This window comes from Rhizobium sp. Leaf306, from assembly GCF_001423425.1.
In the GTDB taxonomy this organism is placed as follows: domain Bacteria; phylum Pseudomonadota; class Alphaproteobacteria; order Rhizobiales; family Rhizobiaceae; genus Neorhizobium; species Neorhizobium soli.
The window spans coordinates 611,061-624,261 of sequence record NZ_LMNX01000002.1 but is presented as its reverse complement, the minus strand read 5'-3'; the positions used below and the strand labels follow the sequence as shown (position 1 = coordinate 624,261).

Annotated in this window: 16 protein-coding genes; 5 read left to right on the top strand and 11 right to left on the bottom strand. The window is 60.9% G+C overall.

Going from position 1 to position 13,201, the window contains the following annotated elements; translation table 11 throughout:
* The first annotated feature begins 6 nt into the window (after window positions 1-6).
* Window positions 7-1,056: an NAD(P)-dependent alcohol dehydrogenase gene (locus ASG19_RS10790; RefSeq protein ID WP_062457989.1), complete on the top strand. Its 1,050-nt coding sequence runs from the start codon at window positions 7-9 to the stop codon at window positions 1,054-1,056.
* A 51-nt stretch (window positions 1,057-1,107) separates the two neighbouring features.
* Here ASG19_RS10790 and ASG19_RS10785 read toward each other — a convergent pair whose 3' ends face one another.
* Window positions 1,108-1,515 (bottom strand): helix-turn-helix domain-containing protein, encoded by a 408-nt coding sequence (locus ASG19_RS10785; RefSeq protein ID WP_062456338.1) that lies wholly within the window; start codon window positions 1,513-1,515, stop codon window positions 1,108-1,110.
* Window positions 1,516-1,632: 117 nt separating this feature from the next.
* On the opposite strand from ASG19_RS10785, the gene ASG19_RS10780 reads away from it, so the two are divergent.
* Window positions 1,633-2,517 carry an SDR family oxidoreductase gene (locus tag ASG19_RS10780; RefSeq protein WP_062456335.1) on the top strand — a complete coding sequence of 295 codons (885 nt, stop codon included), beginning with the start codon at window positions 1,633-1,635 and terminating at the stop codon, window positions 2,515-2,517.
* An 85-nt stretch (window positions 2,518-2,602) separates the two neighbouring features.
* Window positions 2,603-3,547, top strand: a complete 945-nt coding sequence (locus tag ASG19_RS10775) for a helix-turn-helix domain-containing GNAT family N-acetyltransferase (protein ID WP_062456332.1) — start codon at window positions 2,603-2,605, stop codon at window positions 3,545-3,547.
* A 53-nt stretch (window positions 3,548-3,600) separates the two neighbouring features.
* On the opposite strand, the gene ASG19_RS10770 is transcribed toward ASG19_RS10775, so the two are convergent.
* The gene (locus tag ASG19_RS10770; RefSeq protein ID WP_244474072.1) at window positions 3,601-4,869 is read right to left on the bottom strand and encodes an NAD(P)/FAD-dependent oxidoreductase; all 1,269 of its coding nucleotides are present in this window, start codon (window positions 4,867-4,869) and stop codon (window positions 3,601-3,603) included.
* A 274-nt stretch (window positions 4,870-5,143) separates the two neighbouring features.
* Window positions 5,144-5,896 (bottom strand): pyridoxine 5'-phosphate synthase, encoded by a 753-nt coding sequence (locus ASG19_RS10765; RefSeq protein WP_062456326.1) that lies wholly within the window; start codon window positions 5,894-5,896, stop codon window positions 5,144-5,146.
* A gap of 340 nt (window positions 5,897-6,236) precedes the next feature.
* Between ASG19_RS10765 and ASG19_RS10760 the strand changes: the two genes are divergently transcribed.
* Window positions 6,237-6,953 (top strand): MerR family transcriptional regulator, encoded by a 717-nt coding sequence (locus ASG19_RS10760; RefSeq protein ID WP_244476141.1) that lies wholly within the window; start codon window positions 6,237-6,239, stop codon window positions 6,951-6,953.
* Between the two features lie 6 nt (window positions 6,954-6,959).
* Here ASG19_RS10760 and ASG19_RS10755 read toward each other — a convergent pair whose 3' ends face one another.
* The 6 genes from ASG19_RS10755 to nthA all read right to left on the bottom strand — a co-directional run bounded on the left by ASG19_RS10755 (window position 6,960) and on the right by nthA (window position 10,523).
* Window positions 6,960-8,084 carry an ATP-dependent RecD-like DNA helicase gene (locus ASG19_RS10755; protein ID WP_062456323.1) on the bottom strand — a complete coding sequence of 375 codons (1,125 nt, stop codon included), beginning with the start codon at window positions 8,082-8,084 and terminating at the stop codon, window positions 6,960-6,962.
* Window positions 8,085-8,168: 84 nt separating this feature from the next.
* Complete coding sequence (locus ASG19_RS10750; RefSeq protein WP_062456318.1) at window positions 8,169-8,600, bottom strand: type II toxin-antitoxin system HicB family antitoxin; 432 nt, start codon at window positions 8,598-8,600, stop codon at window positions 8,169-8,171.
* A 3-nt stretch (window positions 8,601-8,603) separates the two neighbouring features.
* Window positions 8,604-8,792, bottom strand: a complete 189-nt coding sequence (locus ASG19_RS10745) for a type II toxin-antitoxin system HicA family toxin (RefSeq protein WP_062456314.1) — start codon at window positions 8,790-8,792, stop codon at window positions 8,604-8,606.
* A gap of 45 nt (window positions 8,793-8,837) precedes the next feature.
* Window positions 8,838-9,200, bottom strand: coding sequence for a nitrile hydratase accessory protein (locus tag ASG19_RS10740; protein WP_062457983.1), 363 nt, complete (start codon window positions 9,198-9,200; stop codon window positions 8,838-8,840).
* A 13-nt stretch (window positions 9,201-9,213) separates the two neighbouring features.
* Entirely contained in the window at window positions 9,214-9,873 is a 660-nt protein-coding gene (nthB, locus tag ASG19_RS10735) for a nitrile hydratase subunit beta (protein ID WP_062456311.1), read from the bottom strand.
* Entirely contained in the window at window positions 9,870-10,523 is a 654-nt protein-coding gene (gene nthA / locus ASG19_RS10730) for a nitrile hydratase subunit alpha (protein ID WP_062456308.1), read from the bottom strand. The genes nthB and nthA overlap by 4 nt, the downstream gene beginning before the upstream one ends.
* Window positions 10,524-10,719: 196 nt before the next feature.
* On the opposite strand from nthA, the gene ASG19_RS10725 reads away from it, so the two are divergent.
* Window positions 10,720-11,562 (top strand): aldo/keto reductase, encoded by an 843-nt coding sequence (locus tag ASG19_RS10725; protein ID WP_062456305.1) that lies wholly within the window; start codon window positions 10,720-10,722, stop codon window positions 11,560-11,562.
* On the opposite strand, the gene ASG19_RS10720 is transcribed toward ASG19_RS10725, so the two are convergent.
* Both ASG19_RS10720 and ilvN read right to left on the bottom strand, forming a co-directional pair.
* Window positions 11,559-12,569, bottom strand: a complete 1,011-nt coding sequence (locus tag ASG19_RS10720; RefSeq protein ID WP_062456302.1) for a capsular biosynthesis protein — start codon at window positions 12,567-12,569, stop codon at window positions 11,559-11,561. The two genes, ASG19_RS10725 and ASG19_RS10720, sit on opposite strands and share 4 nt — an antisense overlap.
* 30 nt (window positions 12,570-12,599) lie before the next feature.
* Window positions 12,600-13,172: an acetolactate synthase small subunit gene (ilvN, locus tag ASG19_RS10715; protein WP_062456299.1), complete on the bottom strand. Its 573-nt coding sequence runs from the start codon at window positions 13,170-13,172 to the stop codon at window positions 12,600-12,602.
* Window positions 13,173-13,201: the final 29 nt, after the last annotated feature.

Genomic DNA, 13,201 nt, shown 5'->3' with positions numbered 1-13,201 from the left:
TTTTCCATGGCTATTGCACGAGGCTATGCCGCGACCGACGCCACCAAGCCGCTCACACCGTTTACCTTCGAGCGCCGCGAGCCGAACGAAGATGACGTGGTGATCGATATCAAATTCGCCGGCATCTGCCATTCCGACATCCATACCGTCCGCAACGAATGGAAGAACGCCGTCTACCCGATCGTTCCCGGTCACGAGATCGCCGGCATCGTTACCGCCGTCGGTTCGGCCGTCACCAAATTCAAGGTCGGCGACCGCGTCGGCGTCGGCTGCTTCGTCGATAGCTGCGTCGGCTGCGCAGCGCGCGATGTCGACAACGAGCAGTACATGCCGGGCCTTGTCCAGACCTATAACGACGTGGATACGCTGAACGGCAATGCGGCCACCCAGGGCGGCTATTCCGATCACATCGTCGTCAAGGAAGGCTATGTCCTGTCCATCCCGGACAATCTTCCGCTCGACGCTGCCGCTCCGCTGCTGTGCGCCGGTATCACGCTCTATTCGCCGCTCCACCACTGGCAGGCTGGCCCTGGCAAGAAGGTCGCGATCGTCGGCATGGGCGGTCTCGGCCATATGGGCGTCAAGATCGGTTCCGCGATGGGCGCTGATATCACCGTCCTCTCGCAGGGCCTTTCCAAGAAGGAAGACGGCCTGAAGCTCGGCGCCAAGGAATATTACGCGACGAGCGACGCGGAAACCTTCACCAAGCTTGCCGGCACATTCGATCTGATCATCTGCACGGCAGGCGTGGCGATCGACTGGAACGCCTATCTTGGCCTGCTCAAGGTCAACGGCTCGATGGTCATTGTCGGTGCACCGGAGCATGCGATCCCGGTTCATGCCTTCTCGCTGATCCCGGGCCGCAAGAGCCTGTCGGGTTCGATGATCGGCTCGATCAAGGAAACCCAGGACATGCTGGATTTCTGCGGCAAGCACGACATCGTTTCGGAAATCGAGATGATCAAGATCCAGGACGTCAACGAAGCCTATGAGCGCGTGCTGAAGAGCGACGTGCGCTACCGCTTCGTCATCGACATGGCATCGCTCGACGCCTGATCCGTTTGGTAGAGTGGAATGACAAGGGCGGTCTTCGGGCCGCCCTTTGTGTTAGCGAAGATCGCTCGCGTCGAACTTCGACCGTGCCGCCCTGACGTTGGCGTGGTTGCTTGCCGCCCACGCAAGCACTGCCGAGAGTGGTTCAAACAGCGAGTAGCCTAGCGGCGTCATCCGGTATTCGACGCTTGGCGGCTTGGTCGGAAACACCTGCCGATCGATGTAACCGTCGCGCTGCAGATCCCGCAGCGTCTGCGTCAGCATCCGCTGGGAAATATCGGGCACAAGCCGCCGCAGCTCGCCGAACCGGTACGGCTTTTCCGAAAGCGCCTGAAGAATGAGCGTCGACCACTTGCCTGCGATATGGTTCATCACGTCCCGGACCGGACAGTTCCCGGCATCCCAGGTTGACGTGTCACAGGGTCGCTCAGCCAGCGTCGGCTTGCTTGCGGTAACGGCCATTGCGGTGGTTCCCTTTTGGTAACGATCTCCCTCAAACCTGCCTCCTTTACAGGAGGTCGTCAATTCCTATTCTAGTGTTAGTCTCTTTTTGAGACCAACAAAGATAGGAAACGCAGGATGACCAAACTTCTCGTCACCGGTGCCGCCGGTCAGCTCGGCCGCGCCGTTCTTCATCACCTCCTGGAGACATCGAAGGTTTCCGCAGGCGATATCGTTGCCGCAAGTCGCGATCCGTCCAAACTGTCGGAGTTCGCAGCCAAGGGCATCGAAACCCGCAAGGCTGACTTCACCGACGAGGCCGGGCTTTTGGGCGCCTTCGCCGGGATTGATCGCTTACTGATCATCTCGACCGATGATCTCGCCACGCCGGGTGGTCGCCTCAAGCAGCACAAGGCTGCCGTTGCCGCTGCTGAAAAGGCCGGCGTCAAGCACATCCTCTACACATCTATGCCGAACCCGGACAGATCGCTGGTGAGCTTCGCGCCGGATCATCTCGGGACCGAGGAGGCCATCAAGGCGACGGGGCTGTCCTACACGATCCTGCGCAACGCCTGGTACGGCGACAATTACCTGATGTCGATGCCGCATAACCTCGTGACCGGCACCTGGTACACGGCCATGGGCGACGGCAAGCTTTCCAACATCGCGCGCGATGACTGCGCCCGCGCCGCCGCAGCAGCGCTCGCCAATCCCCCGGCCGGCAACAGGACGGTGACATTGACGGGCTCGGAAAGCCTCAGCGCGGACGAGATCGCATCACTGGTTTCGAAGGTCACGGGAAAGCCGCTTGCGGTCGTCAAGGTCACCGAGGAGCAACTTGCAGGCGGAATGGCCAATGCGGGGCTTCCCGACTTCCTGATCAAGATGCTCGTATCCGCCGACGCCAATATCGAGGCGGGCAACTTTGATCTGGTGACCGAAGATTACGAGACGCTGACAGGTGCAAAGCCCCAATCGCTTGCGTCCTATTTAGACAGCCGCAAGGCCGACCTCACCGCGTAAGACAACAGGCAACCTAGTTCCGGTATTTAGTTGACTCAGTCAACTAAATACCGGAACATCTATCCTCCTGGATGGGAGGATCATCATGTCTAGAGCAGAGACCTTCGAGGCAATCCGCGCCTTCAACCGCTTCTACACCAACAAGCTCGGCGTGCTGTCGAAGGGGTACCTCGATACCGACCACACGCTGACGGAAGCGCGTATCCTCTACGAGATCGGCGCGAGCCAAAGAATTTCGGCCACCGAGCTCAACCGTGAACTCGGGCTCGATCCTGCCTATCTCAGCCGCATCCTGAAGAAATTCCGCGAAGCAGGCTTTCTCGGGAGCGAACCCGACCCGTTGGACCGGCGCAGTCAAATCCTGACGATTACCGCGCCGGGGAAAGCGGAATACGAAATGCTCGGCACGCGATCGAGAGCGCAGATCGCCCGCGAGCTTTCCGGCATCAGCGACGCTGATCGAGACAGAGTGGTCACCGCGATGGCTACCATCCACGGTATTCTGGCAGCCACGGAGCGCTCCACGGCACCGGTCGTGATCCGTGAACACCGAACCGGCGACATGGGCTGGCTGATTGAGGCGCAGGCGGTTGCCTATACGCGGGAATACGGGTGGAACGACCGGTTCGAAGGTCTCGTTGCCGAGGTGGCGGGACGGTTCATCCAGAACTTCAATCCGGACAGGGAGCGGTGCTGGATTGCCGAAAGAGACGGACAGCGCATAGGCTCAGTTCTGGTCGCTGACGCTGGCGAAAACATCGCCAAGCTGCGCGTCCTTTATGTCGATCCTGCAGGCCGTGGCCTCGGCCTTGGCAGGACCCTTGTCGAGCAAGCAATCGCCTTCGCGAAGGCGGCAGGCTATGCCAAGCTGTCGCTGTGGACCAATGACGTGCTGAAGGCTGCCCTCCACATCTACGAGGCCACCGGCTTCACGCTTGTCGCCGAGGAGAGACATGCGATGTTCGGCCCGGAATGCATTGGCCAGACCTGGGAACTCGATCTGACGAACGCTCAACGCGCCGATGTCTGAGATCGCGCTTGGATCCCTGGATCACGCCCGAGGATCCATACCCCGCCAGACGATCAGGACTCGTCCTTCAGCGTTTCCTTCTGGGTGATCAGCCGCGCGCTATGCTGGCCGGACAGATAAATCCACAGCCAGCTCCAGGCAACGGCGGCGCGTGATCTGGTGCCGATCAGGAAGTAGATATGGGCAAGCCCCCAGATCCACCAGGCAAGTCCGCCGGTCAGCTTGAACTTGCCGAAATCGATCACCGCCGCACGCTTGCCGATGGTTGCGAGACTGCCCTGGTGGCGATAGTGGAACGCCGCGGGCACAGGCTTGCCGGCGAGCCGCGTCTTGATCACCTTCGAGACGTACTCGCCCTGCTGCTTGGCGGCCGGCGCGATGCCGGGCACCGGCTTGCCGTCGTCCTGCGAGACCAACGCGGTATCGCCGATGACAAAGATCTCGGGCTGCTCGGGGACTGACAGATCCGGACCAACGACGGCGCGCCCTGCCCGGTCCGCCGACGCACCGATCCAGCGCGCTGCGGGCGATGCCTGAACACCGGCTGCCCAGATCACCGTCTTGCAGGGAATGAAGGCGTCGCCAACGGTGACGCCTTCCTCGGTGATCGCGGTGACGGGCTTGCCGGTATGAACCTCGACGCCGAGCTTTTCGAGCGCCGTCTTCGTGTAAGCCGACAGATCCTCGGTGAAAGCCGGCAGCACGCGTGGACCTGCCTCGATCAGCATCACCCGTGTTCGGGTCGTGTCGATCTTGCGGAATTCCTTCGGCAGCACCTTGTTCGCGAGTTCCGCGATCATGCCGGCCATTTCCACGCCTGTCGGACCGGCGCCGATGATCGCGAATGTCAGCTCGGAATCCAGCTCCGACGTCTTTTCCGCCATCTCTGCCCGCTCGAATGCGAGCAGGATGCGGCGGCGCAATGTCGTCGCATCCTCCAACGTCTTCAGGCCGGGCGCGACACTTTCCCATTCGTCGCGGCCGAAATACGCGTGGCGTGCGCCGGTTGCGAGAACCAGCGTATCATAGGGCACCATACGGCCGGACGCGAGCTTCACCGTCTTCGCACCCTTGTCGATTCCGAGAACCTCATCGAGCACCGTCGTGACATCGCGCCGATCGCGGAACAGCCTGCGGATCGGCCATGCTATTTCCGACGTGGCGAGCACCGTCGTCGCGACCTGATAGAGGAGCGGCTGGAACAGATGATGGTTGCGACGATCGATGAGCGTGATGTCGGCATCGGCACCTTTCAGCCCATGCACCGTTTGCAATCCCCCGAAACCTCCCCCGACGACGACAACTCTATGCTTGCTCACGATGGATGCTTCCCCGAATGACGAATGACAATGAAATGCTGCAGCGCAATATGATGCAGGTCTTAATCAAGTTCTCAGTCAACGGAACTGCGGCACTTTGTCCATCTGCCTTTTGTGCAAGGCAGGGAGCCGCCTGATGCAAGGCATTCAGGCGCTCGATAGCGCCGCGTGGGGGCAGCATCCGACCCGTCGCCTTCACGCGGTGACAAGCCTGCCGTGACGGCACCAGACTCTAACAGCCTCATGGTCGAAGAGAGAACCGCGGCTGCGGGTTCAGTTAGATCGTCTGACCGCAGGCGCGGCAGAAACGACGCACCGTCTCGGCCATTCCGTATTCCAGCGCATCGGCCGTCAGCCCGTGGCCGATCGAGACTTCGGCAAGCGCCGGAATGCGCTTCACCAGCGCGGGGAGATTGTCGACCGTCAGGTCGTGCCCGGCATTGACGCCAAGGCCTTGCGCCAATGCAGCATCCGCAGTCCTTCCCAACAGCTCGAGAAATTCGATGCCGCGTTCCGGATTGTCGAAACAGCCGCCATAGGGACCGGTATAAAGTTCGATCCGATCGGCACCGGTCGCCTTGGCAAGCGCCACCGCTTCGACATCGCCGTCACCATCGGCAAACAGCGAAACCCGCATGCCGCCCTTTTTCAAGCGCGCCACAATCGGCTTCAACATTTCGCCTGTCGCACGGAAATCGAAACCGTGGTCGGACGTCGCCTGGGCCGGATCGTCAGGCACCAATGTCACCTGCTCCGGCTGGATACGTTCGCACAGCGCCAGGAAATCCTCGCTCGGATAGCCTTCGATGTTGAATTCTGCGTCCGGGAATTCGTCGTCGATCAGGGCTCGAAGAACCGGCAGGTCGGAAAAGCGGATGTGGCGCTGGTCGGGACGCGGATGAACCGTCAGTCCGGATGCCCCGGCCTGCAACGCAATCCGCCCCAAAGCTTCAACGCTCGGCCACGGAAGATCGCGGCGATTGCGGAGCATGGCGACAGCATTGAGATTGACGGAGAGCGTAGTGGTCATGGCAGCGTCCGAAGCGAGAAATGTCAGCCTGCTTTTAGGACATGCGCAGCGTGTTGACCACCGTTTGGGAACATTACGTAGAAAATAGATCTTTCCGATACGTAAGCATATTATAATCTACAAAATTCCGGAGTAGTAATCGTTAAAACTTTACGTACGTTGTCTTCATGCAGAATTCGCCAAGTCGGCAAGATGCGGCACATGAGGCCGGCGAGGCGAATTCTGCTGTCACGATCAATCGGGTCCGCATTCCTCTTACCGAAGATCATCCGCTCATCATGACGCATAAAGCGGCCTGTGGATGCAATCGAGCAGGACCAGGTAGCGACCGAAGGATCCGATGCGAAGCGACCTGTTTGATGCAACGAGCCAGACTTCCCAGCCCTCCTGCCTGTTGTCGCCGGAATTCCTGGCGATCAGATTTTTCCCGCAAATCCAGTTGCCGTTCGAGCTGCCGGATCAGCCTGTGCCGATTGCCGACGTGGCGGACCTGTTCGGCGTAACGCACCGGACACTGCATTTCTACGAGGAAAAAGGGCTGCTGGTCGCAGGCCGTGCAACGGGACGCGGAACGGCCCCGATGCGGGTTTACGCATCAGATCAAATCCGTCGCATGGCAGTTATCACGGCCTGCCGCGAGGTCGGCATCGGCATCGTGATGATCCAGGACCTCCTGTCGGAGCTGGCAGGAGCTGCCAGCCAAGCCAAGGCCGACGACATCTTCAGTACCGCACTTCAACAACGCAAACGGGAGATGACCGCAGAGATTTCCCAGATCCGGCGGCAGATGCAGCAGATCGAGACCCTGGTGTCGCAGGACACCGACGACCGTGCCGAGACCAGCCGGCGTGCAGCCTGTCCGCCGCTTGCCGATATCGAACGCCGATGCCTGTCGTTGATGAGCGATGGATATTCCGCATCAAGGATAGCCCGCGAGCTTGAGATTGATCTCGACGAAATGCGCCGAATCGAAATCGCGCTGATCGACAAGTTCGAGGCGAGCAACCGTTTTCAGGCAATCGCCAAGGCACTGGTGGCCGGTGTCGTCCTCAACTGAACCGCTCTAGCGGACGATCGTCAGCGTTTCGGCAGCACGGGTGATCGCCGTGTAGAGCCAGCGCTCCCGCGTATCGCGAAAGGCAAAACTCTCGTCGAACAGAACGACGTTCTGCCACTGTGAACCCTGCGCCTTGTGGACGGTCAGCGCATAGCCGTAATCGAACTCGTCATAGCGTTTGCGTGTCGACCACGGAATTTCCTCGTCGCTCTCAAACGCAGTCTTCAGCAGCTTGATCTTGGCTGCACCGCGATCCATGTCGTCGTCTTCCGGGCGGATCATCAGGTTGATACCGGGCTTGACGGTTTCTCGCGACGAACTCATCACCTGCCACAGAGACCCGTTCAAAAGGCCCTTGACCTGATCGTTGCGAAGGCAGACCAGCTTGTCGCCGGACTGTGGGTAATCGGCGGTAAAGCCCTTCAGTTCGCGAAGGCGCTGGTTGTAGCGCTTGCGGGTCCGGTTGGTTCCGACCAAAACCTGATCGGCCTCCATCACCAGTTCCTGCGTCACCTCGTTGCGGGAAATTACCTTCGCCTTGCCGTAGTCGCCATGCATGATCTCCTTGCCTTCGCGCACGGTCATGGCGAGCTGGATGATCGGGTTGTCCTGCGCCTGGCGATGGATATCGGTCAGCAGATAATCCGGTTCCTGTTCGGTAAAAAAACCGCCGCCCGTGACCGGTGGCAGCTGGCCGGGATCACCCAGAACCAGAACAGGCGTGCCGAAGCTTAAGAGGTCACGCCCCAGCTGTTCGTCTACCATCGAGCATTCGTCGATGACGATCAGTGCTGCCTTGGTGAGCGGGCTCTGGCGGTTGATCGAAAACATCGGCGACACGGAAGTCTTGCCGGTTTCCTCGTTCTCAACCTCCTCCTCGCCCCGCGGGCGATAGATCAGCGAGTGAATGGTTTTCGCATTGCGCGCGCCGCGCGACCGCAGCACCTGCGCCGCCTTGCCGGTAAACGCGGCAAACAGCACGTCGCCATCGACGTGCTCGGCGAAATGCTTGGCAAGCGTCGTCTTGCCCGTGCCCGCATACCCGAACAAACGGAAAACCTGGCTACGGCCTTCCTTCAGCCATTTCGAAACGGCCTTCAAGGCCTCGTCTTGTTGCGGCGCAAATTGCATGGCCGCGACTTGGCAGGATTCTGCCCGTCAGCGCAACTGAAAAGAACGAAAGATGAATGGAAGCCGGGGATGAAGGAAGCTGATTCAGGCGCCCAGCGCCAACTTCCGGCCATTGCCCGACTCGGCGGACTCCATCTCATGCTTGGCTGCACGGGCGAGAAAGCCGGATCGGGTAAATCCATTCGCCTCGGCGAAAGCGTCGATCGAGGCGAGCATGTCTTCGGGAAGCGTGATGTTGATGCGAACGGCCTTCTTGCCTTCGGTCTTGAGCGAAACAAGGATGGCGACACCGTCCCTGTTGTCCTGGTTTTCCATCACGGCATCAAGTGACGCCGGTTCCGGAATGGCATCGCCATCTTCCAACAGTCCTTCGACATGCAACGCCAGCGCTTCCTCAGCCATCCGCCGCGCCTCATCCAGATCCCGACCAGCGGTGACAACACCGGGGAAATCCGGGAAGGAAACGCCGAAATCGCTGTCGGCATCCTTATGAATCAGTGCGATATAATTGCGCATGGCTTACCTCAAATTTAGTCCGGCTTGCTTTTCGATGCTCTTAAGCGTTCCGACTGGAATATCTCGCTTAGGGTGAGGAACAGTTACCCGACCAAGCTTCCTTGGATGCTTGAACTGGACATGACTGCCCTTCCTGGCGACCTCGTACCAGCCATCAGCCTTCAACGCAGAGATGATGTCGCCACTCTTCATGGCCTATCTATACACACTTGATGTGTATTTTCAAGGTGCCTGTTGTCAACTCTGTCGGTGCGGATCGTTCCTCAGCTCGATCGGCATGCCATGCGGCGTGGCTTCCGCCGCGCGCTGCCAACTCTGCTGCAGGCTAAGGATCGTCGCTTCGTCGGCGACCTGTTTTTCTGCGAGAAGGTCGCAGAGCGCTGCAACCCAGCAGTCGAAATAGTCGCTTCCATCATCTGCCCTGCCGGGCTGATGGACCTGGCCCGAGAGCGCTTGCGCCCATTCCGGCCACGTAAACACGCCGCGCTCGTGCAGATGCACGGTCATCGCGAAGGCTTCGGCCGCCCAGGGCTCGGGAAATACCGGATCACCCTCCGGTGACACCGGCAAGCCCGGCGATTGCACGATGTCCGGTTTGATATCGCATCGGTGTTCAGAGGCGCTCAAGATAGCTCTCCCAGGCGTCGATGGAAACCGTCAGCGTCGGATCGGCGCCCTCGCCCCAGATTTCAGCCGCATCGAAAACGACGGTATAGACCCATTGCGGGTTTTCGCCCTTGCCATGGGCATTGTCATCCGGGAACACGAAAGCGCCCTGCACCGCCTCGACCACGCCGGTCTTGGCGCGTGCGTAACGCGGCAATCGCGTGTGGGTCTCCGGGTTGAAGTTTTTCGTGCGGACACGATCGCCCGCGGCAAAGGCTGGCCTTGTCTCCAGCGGCCGGTCGCACGGCCCGCCTTTGGAAAGCACGCCCGCAACCGTCTCGGCTTTCAAGATGCGTTTGGGCACCGCCGGTTCGACCTGTTTTGTGCCCGAGGCAATTTCCGCGCTGGTCGCAAAACCGTGCCGTTCCAGAAGCACTTCCAGCGCCCGGGTCCAGATCTCGTAATAGCTGGCCGCGAGATAGCTCGCCGGTGGGATATTCTCGCGCGCATGCCGGCTTTCATCGATGTTCCATGCGCCAAATGCACCGCAGGAGAGCGTCAGGCCCAGCACGCGGCGTTCCCAGTCCGCATGGAAATAGGGCTCGTTGCTGTCAGGTGCCACCAACCCGAAACCCATCTGTCCGCCAAGGTCGTGCGGGCCGTTCATGACGGCACCCCTGCGATCGCGGTACCGATCATCGCGTCACGGCTGACCAGTGCGGCAAGCGCTTGCTCGTCCAGCCCGTCCGTCCCGTCAGGTCGTTCAGGAATGACGAGGTAGCGCAGTTCCGCCGTCGAATCCCAGACGCGGATCTTCGTCTCCTGGGGAAGAGCCAAGCCGAATTCGGCCAGCACGCCGCGTGGATCGATCACCGCACGGGAGCGATAGGCCGGCGCCTTGTACCAGGTCGGCGGCAGGCCAAGGACCGCCCACGGATAACAGGAGCAGAGCGTGCAGACGATGAGGTTATGGGTACCCGGCGTGTTGAACACGGCGCGCATATGCTCACCCTGGCGGCCGGTATAGCCGAGGCTGGCGATCGCCGCCGTGGCATCTGCCTTCAGCCAGTCCGCAAACACCGGATCGCTCCATGCTTTCGCTACCACGCGGGCGCCGTTCTTCGGCCCGATCTTCGTCTCGTAGGTCTCGACGATCGCATCAACCGCTTTCGGATCAATCAGGCCTTTTTCGACCAGCACCGTCTCAAGCGCCCTTACCCGCGCCTGCATGTCGGTGTAGCGGTTGTCGTGGTCGTGAAAGTGACCGTGAGCGTGGCCATGGTGGTCGTGGTGATCGGTCTCGTGATCGTCGTGCATGGCCGGACCTCATGATCGCTGCGGGATACCTTTGCCAACGTCCGCATCGAGGAGATGCAAACGTTGTCGTCGTCGGTTCAGCGTATGCGCCTTCCTCATGCCCGGCAAGCCTTTGCCGCCACCGGACGGACCGGAGGCTTGGCATCACGGCAGAGCGCCTTATCTGACATCAGATCACTCATCAGCGAGGTCGAAGATGCCCGATATTCCAACCGTCACCCTGCCCTCCGGCATCTCGGTTCCAGCGCTTGGTCTTGGAACCTGGAAGATGGGCGAGTCCCCGAACGACGCCAACGCCGAGATCGAAAGTCTGCGCCGCGGGCTCGACCTTGGGATGACACTGATCGACACGGCGGAAATGTATGGCGAAGGCGCGTCGGAAGAGCTCACAGGAAAAGCCATCGACGGCCGGCGCGACGAGGTGTTTCTGGTCAGCAAGGTCTATCCCTGGAATGCCAGCCGCCCCGGTGTGATCGAGGCCTGCGAGGCCAGTCTCGAACGCCTGCAAACGGATCGGCTCGACCTCTACCTCCTGCACTGGCGCGGCGAGCATCCGCTCGAAGAAACCGTCGCCGGGTTCGAGGCTCTGCGCCGCGACGGCAAGATCGGCGCCTGGGGCGTCTCCAATTTCGACACCGCCGACATGGAAGAACTGATGGCGGTGCCGGATGGACGCAACTGCGCGACCAATCAAGTACTCTACAATCTGTCGCGCCGCGGCATCGAATACGATCTCTTGCCCTGGTGCCAGGAGCACGAGATTCCGGTCATGGCCTATTCCCCGATCGAACAGGGACGGATCCTGCGCAATGCGGAACTGATCCGCATCGCCAAAGCCTACCAGGCAACGCCAGCGCAGGTGGCGCTCGCTTTCCTGCTGGAGCGGGACAAGGTGATCGCGATTCCGAAATCCTCGACCGCGTCGCGCGTCGAGGAGAATGCCGTTGCTGTCGACCTCGACATCAGCGACGAGGACTGGGAGGCTCTCGACGCCGCCTTCCCGCCGCCGGAACGCAAGCAGCCGCTGGAGATGCTCTAGTCGAGATTCAGCCGTCGGCGCTCGTCCGCGAGCGTCTCGATCGCCTTGAAGACGTCGATTTCGGCAAAGCTCTTCGTGTCGCGATAGACCGGGTATAGGCCGAAGGCTGCCGCTGCCAGCTGATCGATGGTGGGACGGGCGGTCCGACGAGACAGAGTGGCCTGCGCGCCCCCACCGAGGTGATCTTCGGTCAGGTCCCAGCCCGCATAGAACGGACCGGCATAACACCGCACCGGCTTTTCGCGCAGGAGCGCGTCCAGCCCGAACTGGCTCGAGACCGTCCAGACTTCGTCCACCACGTCGAGAATGGAGGCAACCGAGACCGCATCCGACAGGAGAATCACGCCGGACGCGTTCGCTGCCTGTTCGGTCAGGTAGCCCTTGCGGAAACCGGCCATCACATCCGGATGGGTGCGCACCACGCATTGAGCACCGCTCGCGATCGCATCCTTGAGCATCCGAGAAAAGCTGTCCGGCGAGCCGCCCGCCATCGGCACCGAAACATCGCCGAACACCTGGTCAACCAGAAGGATGCGCTTTCGCAGCGATCTCTCGAGTTTCAGCTCCCGATGCGGCAGGTTGTTGTATTTCGAGAGCTTTTCAGACACCAGCGCAGTGCGGATATCACTGCCCAGGGATGCAGCATCCCAATCGTCGGCAGATGCCGCGATCACCTTTTCCAGCCGCGAGGGAACGGCGGCCCTTACCGGCATGCCAAGGTCGTCGATCTGGATCGAAATCGGCAGCGCGTTCTGCTTGCCGAGACCCACCGAGCGTAAAAACCCGTCTTCGAGAAACCAGCTCGGCAGGCCGCGCAGCGCGGCAATCAACCTCGCCGCCTTTGCCGGAGCGCGACCGCCCCACAGAACGATCCCGCCGATCCCCGGCCGAAGCGTCGGCTCAAGCGCCTCTACGCCGAAGTAATGCCGCAAAAAGGGCTGGGACTGCCGGACATAGAAGGTCGCACCGATGCGCGTTCCAGGTTTCGGCAGCCAGCCCTTTTGCAATGGAATATCCCCGGCGCCACGGCCCGACACTTACATGCCCTGCGAGCCGCGGTTCATCGCGGCGATGCCCGTGCGGCAGATCTCGATCAGGCCGAGAGGTCTGATGACCGCCACGAACTGATCGATCTTCGACGACTTGCCGGTGATTTCGAAGATGAAGTGCTCGATCGTCGCGTCCACGACCTTCGCCTGGAACGCGTCGGCGAGACGCAAGGCCTCTGCCCGCTGGTCGCCGTGGCCGACGACCTTGAGCAATGCCACTTCCCGTTCGATCGGCCGGTCCTGGCCAAGATCGCGCGCTCGGACCGTCAGGTCGAGAACCCGGTGGACAGGCACGATGCGCTCGAGCTGCGCTTTGATCTGCTCAAGCACGGTCGGCGTTCCGTTGGTGACGATCGTGATGCGCGATAGGTGCGCTTCATGCTCGGTCTCCGAAACCGTCAGGCTTTCGATATTGTAGCCGCGGCCGGAGAAAAGCCCGATGACGCGGGCAAGAACGCCCGGCTCGTTGCTGACGAGAACCGAAAGCGTATGGCTCTCGACCTTGGCCGTCTCCGGCTGGAAGAAGTAGGCAGAACCGGTCGGCTGCTGATGTGCATTCATGGTCTCAGGTCCGTTTCCTCAGAGATAGG

Coding starts and splice junctions, on each gene's coding strand:
- ASG19_RS10775 (WP_062456332.1), top strand. CDS start 2,603: ATGTCTAGAGCAGAGACCTTCGAGGCAATCCGCGCCTTCAACCGCTTC.
- ASG19_RS10765 (WP_062456326.1), bottom strand. CDS start 5,896: ATGACCACTACGCTCTCCGTCAATCTCAATGCTGTCGCCATGCTCCGC.
- ASG19_RS10785 (WP_062456338.1), bottom strand. CDS start 1,515: ATGGCCGTTACCGCAAGCAAGCCGACGCTGGCTGAGCGACCCTGTGAC.
- ASG19_RS10725 (WP_062456305.1), top strand. CDS start 10,720: ATGCCCGATATTCCAACCGTCACCCTGCCCTCCGGCATCTCGGTTCCA.
- nthB (WP_062456311.1), bottom strand. CDS start 9,873: ATGAACGGCCCGCACGACCTTGGCGGACAGATGGGTTTCGGGTTGGTG.
- nthA (WP_062456308.1), bottom strand. CDS start 10,523: ATGCACGACGATCACGAGACCGATCACCACGACCACCATGGCCACGCT.
- ASG19_RS10745 (WP_062456314.1), bottom strand. CDS start 8,792: ATGAAGAGTGGCGACATCATCTCTGCGTTGAAGGCTGATGGCTGGTAC.
- ASG19_RS10755 (WP_062456323.1), bottom strand. CDS start 8,084: ATGCAATTTGCGCCGCAACAAGACGAGGCCTTGAAGGCCGTTTCGAAA.
- ASG19_RS10760 (WP_244476141.1), top strand. CDS start 6,237: ATGCGAAGCGACCTGTTTGATGCAACGAGCCAGACTTCCCAGCCCTCC.
- ASG19_RS10750 (WP_062456318.1), bottom strand. CDS start 8,600: ATGCGCAATTATATCGCACTGATTCATAAGGATGCCGACAGCGATTTC.
- ASG19_RS10780 (WP_062456335.1), top strand. CDS start 1,633: ATGACCAAACTTCTCGTCACCGGTGCCGCCGGTCAGCTCGGCCGCGCC.
- ilvN (WP_062456299.1), bottom strand. CDS start 13,172: ATGAATGCACATCAGCAGCCGACCGGTTCTGCCTACTTCTTCCAGCCG.
- ASG19_RS10790 (WP_062457989.1), top strand. CDS start 7: ATGGCTATTGCACGAGGCTATGCCGCGACCGACGCCACCAAGCCGCTC.